The following is a 4,088-nucleotide window of genomic DNA, read 5'->3' on the forward strand; positions in this document are numbered from 1 at the left end:
CCCCCGCTGCAGCCGCCACGTCGTCGGCCGCGCCCGTGTCCTCGACGGCCTCGTCGGCGCCGTCGTCGACCCCCGGGAGCGCCGCGTGAGCGTCCCCGACCACCTCCATCCCGGCGCCACCGTCCCGGACGCCACCGTCCCGGACGCCACCGCCCCGGACGCCACCGTCCCGCGCGCCACCGCCACGGACGCCACGGTCCCTCCCGCTGCCGCCGCGGCCCGCGCCGCCCGCGAGGGCGACCTCGACGCCGCGCTGCACCTCGCCGACGCGGCCGTGTCGGGCGACGACCCGCGCGACCAGGTCGCGGGCGCGACGGTGCTCGCGGCCGTCCTGCCCCACCGGGGCCTGCTCGCCCGCAGCGCCGAGGTGCACCGCTGGCTCGCCGACCGCCGGGGCGGGGCCGCGCCGGCCGCGACCGTCGCGCTCCTCGGCACCGGAGCGCTCGCCGAGGGCCGGGAGGCGGCCGCGAGCAGGGGGACGGGCACGCTGCCCGGCCTGCGCGACACCGCGGACGCGCTGACCGCCCAGGGCCTGCTCGCCTCCGTCGAGGGCTCGGCCGGCACCGCACTGTCGCTCCTGGTGCGGGCCACCACCGCACTGGCCTCGGCCGCCGAGCATGCCCCGATGGGCGACTCCCCCGCCGCCCTCGGCGCCCTGCTCGCCCTGCACCGCGGCGAGCCCGAGCTCGCCGACCCGCTGCTCGACCTCGCCGTCGACGCCGACCTCGGCGGCCCCGCCCTGCGTCGCCGCCACCTGCTGCTGCGCGGGTGGGCGGCCCTCATGCGCGACGACGAGGAGGCCGCGCGCAAGGCCCTCGGGCTCGCCGCCGACCTGCCCGGGACGGCCGAACCACGCGACGAGCTCGCGACCGTCGCGTTGGAGGTCGCCCTCGCCCGCCGGGCCGGCGAGACCCGCGGCCTGCTCGACCTCTGGTCCCGCGCCCGCCAGGCGCTGCTGCGCCACCCCGTGGACCTGTACTGCCTGCTGCCGGTGGGAGAGCTGGCCATCGTCGCGGCCCGGCTCGGCGAGGACCGCTGGGTCGAGCCCCACCTCGCCGAGGCCACGGCGCTGCTCGACGCCCTCGGCGGGCCCGCGTCCTGGAGCACCTCCTGGCACTGGGCCGGCCTGCACGCGGCGATCACCGCGGACGACCGGGCCGCCGCCGCGGCGCACGCCGACGCCCTCGAGGCCGCCGTCGCCGTCAACGACCGCGCCGCCGCTCCCGCCCGCGCCGCCCGCGTGTGGCTCGCGGTGCTCGACGGGGAGGTCGACGCCGAGGAGGTCGCCCAGGCCGCGGCCGGGCTCCGGGCCGTCGGCCTCGGCTGGGACGGCACCCGCCTCGCCGGCGAGGCCGCCATCCGCACCACCGACCGCGGCGACTCCGCGGCCCTGCTCGCCTGCGCCCGGACCCTGCAGGCCGGGCGGGCCCCCGTCGCGCCGGCCGCGCCCGCGGCCCCGACGGCGGAGCCGGTGCCGGACGCGTCCGCCCGGGCCGCGGCGACCGTCAGGGCCCGGCGCGCGGGGACCTCCCTCACCGAGCGCGAACGCGACATCGCCGCGCTGGTGCTCGAGGGGCTGACCTACCGCGAGATCGCGACCCGGCTCTTCCTCTCGGCCAAGACCGTGGAGCACCACGTCTCGCGGATCCGGCACCGCCTCGGGTCGGAGAGCCGCGCCGAGCTGTTCAGCGAGCTCCGCGTCCTGGTCGGTGCCTCCGGCTCGTGAGCACTTTCCCGTGTCATAGGGCGGAGAAGTGCTCACGAGGCGTCAGCCACCCAGGCGCACCGCTGTGATCCCGCGACTGGTCGGCAGGAACAGGGCGTTCCCGCTGTAGGCCGGGGTCGCGAAGCGCGTCGAGTCCCCCACGGCCACGTTCGCCCGCTGCGCCCCGGTCGCGGCGTCGAGTCCGATGAGGGCGCCGTCCTGCTGCAGCGACCACACCGTCGTCCCGACGATCAGCGGCGACCCCTGCACCTGCGACGGCGCCTTCCAGCCCGGGGTCATCCGGCCGTCGGCGCCGACCCGGACCTGGAGCACTCCCGACGTGCACGGCAGGTACGCGACCGCGCCGCCGCCCTGCACCGGTGCGGCCGCCCCGCCCCCGTACGCCTCGCAGCCGGTGAGCTCGGCCTTCTGACCGCCGACCCCGCCGAGGCCCGCGAGGTCGACGAGGAACACCCCGCCGGCCTTCCCCGCGGTGATCGCGGAGTGGGTGCCGGGTAGCAGGACCGGGCCCATCGACCCCAGGTCGGCGTCGACGGAGTTCTCGTCCGCCCAGCCGACCGGCGCGAACCCGTCGACGAGCGCCAGCCCCGAGGTCAGGCGCAGCACCGAGTCGCTGTGGTCCCAGGCCCCCGAGGTGGCCTCGCCGTTGCCCGTGGTGACGATGACGTCGCCGTTGGGCAGCGCGGCGGGCCCGGACGCGGCCCAGATGCCGGCCTCGCGGTTCGTGGGGACGACGAACGTCTTCGCCGGTCCCGTCCCGGTCGTCGGGAGCCCGACGACGCTGCCGCGGTACTGCCCGCAGTCGCCGTAGTTCCCGCCGTAGGGGACGTAGACGGTGCCGCCGGAGACGAGCAGGGCGCCGCGCTGCAGGTGGGTGGCCGGGTCGACGCCGGGGACGTCGGCGTCCCGCTTGCTCCGGACCCCGCCGCCGGCCGGGTCGATGCCGTAGAGCTGGTGGTGCACACCGGCCTCGGTGGTCGCGACGAACACCTGGCCGGTGGTCGGGTCGAGCGCCGGCGAACCCGTGATACCGATCGGGTCGATGTTGCCGCAGGGCAGCGCGTCACCGGGGACCGGGTCGGCGAGGTGGGTGCGCCACCGGACCGCCCCGGTGACCGCGTCGAGGCCGTACACCGACCCGCCCTCGGTGGCCGCGACGACCTCGCCCGCGACGACCACGGGGCTGCCATAGACCTTGCCGTCCAGCGGCGTCTGCCACGCCAGCGCCGGGTTCGCGGGGTCGGGCCCCGAGGCGACGTAGCCGGTGCGGGCGACGTCGCCGTGGTAGGTGGTCCAGTCCGCGCCGGCGCGCACGCCGCCGCTCGGCGCGGGCGGCGCGGCCGGTCCCCCGGCGATCGGCGGCAGCACCAGGCCCGCCCCCGAGGCGGGCACCGACGGCGCCGGGTACGGCGCGACGGTGGCCAGGGCCGGCGCGGGTGGGCCCGACGCCGCCTGGGACACGCCGGCCGTGTCCGGCGAGCCCGACGAGCACCCCGCCAGCACCACGACCCCGACGACCAGGGGCACGAAGCCCGCCGCCCAACGACTCCACCGCGCGCCCGTGTGCACAGGCCGGATCGTGCTCCGCCCCGGAGGCGGGCGCATCCCGGTACCCGGTGGGCGGGCGTCCCGGAGAGACGGTCGGCGATCCGGGTCCAGTGTCCGCGACCCGGGTCCGGCCCATGCCGGGTCATCGACGGTGGCCGGGCGGTCACCGCCATCCGCGACTCGTGCACGAGATCCGGGTCCCGGGGACCCGGATTCCCGAGGCGTGTGGAAGACCGAGCCCCCTCACCAGCGCTTTCCCTCCCGGACCTGCCGCGCGTCCCGCACCATCGCCGCCTCGGTCGCGGCCCGGTACAGGCAGCCCTCGATCGCCCGCAGCACGAGCACCACGTCGGACAGCCGGCGGGGCCGGGCGAGGCCCGCGTCGCCGGCTGCGCCCCACAGCGCGACCCGGAAGGCGCGGCGGAGGAGCTCGCGCTGGTCGTCGCGCAGCTGGTGGGGCACGAGCCGCACCAGGACCCCCTGGAGGTGCGCCGGGTTCGGCGTCCGTTCGACGTGGCCCGCCGCCTCGAGCCGCCGCACCATCTTCGACACGGCACTGCGGCCGAGCCCCGTCCGTGCGACGAGCAGCTCACTCGTCAGCGGACCGAAGTGGCGCACGGTGTCCAGGCACATCAGCTCGGGCATCGTGAGCCCCAGCCGGCGGGCCGTCTCGGCGCGCAGGCGGTGCGCGAGCGGGAGCAGGTCGTCGAGCACCCGCGTGGCCAGCTCGTCCGCGACCTCCTGCAGCACCGCGTCGCGCGCCGCCCGCTCGGCTCCCGTCACGCCGGTCAGCGTGCCGGGCACGACCCCGGCG

The 4,088-nt window shown here is 78.3% G+C and carries 3 protein-coding genes; 1 reads left to right on the plus strand and 2 read right to left on the minus strand.

Annotation, left to right across the window (positions count from 1 at the left end):
• Nucleotides 1-1,726 (plus strand): LuxR C-terminal-related transcriptional regulator (locus AC0CYZ_RS24035; protein WP_472220007.1); only part of this gene is annotated, 1,726 nt, incomplete at its 5' end.
• 42 nt (nucleotides 1,727-1,768) lie between these two features.
• On the opposite strand, the gene AC0CYZ_RS24040 is transcribed toward AC0CYZ_RS24035, so the two are convergent.
• On the minus strand, nucleotides 1,769-3,295 hold the full coding sequence (locus tag AC0CYZ_RS24040; RefSeq protein ID WP_472220009.1) for an outer membrane protein assembly factor BamB family protein: 1,527 nt from the start codon (nucleotides 3,293-3,295) through the stop codon (nucleotides 1,769-1,771).
• Between the two features lie 222 nt (nucleotides 3,296-3,517).
• On the minus strand, nucleotides 3,518-4,088 hold a 571-nt coding region (locus AC0CYZ_RS24045), incomplete at its 5' end, for a MarR family winged helix-turn-helix transcriptional regulator (RefSeq protein ID WP_472220011.1).

It is taken from the genome of Actinomycetospora sp., from assembly GCF_055612215.1.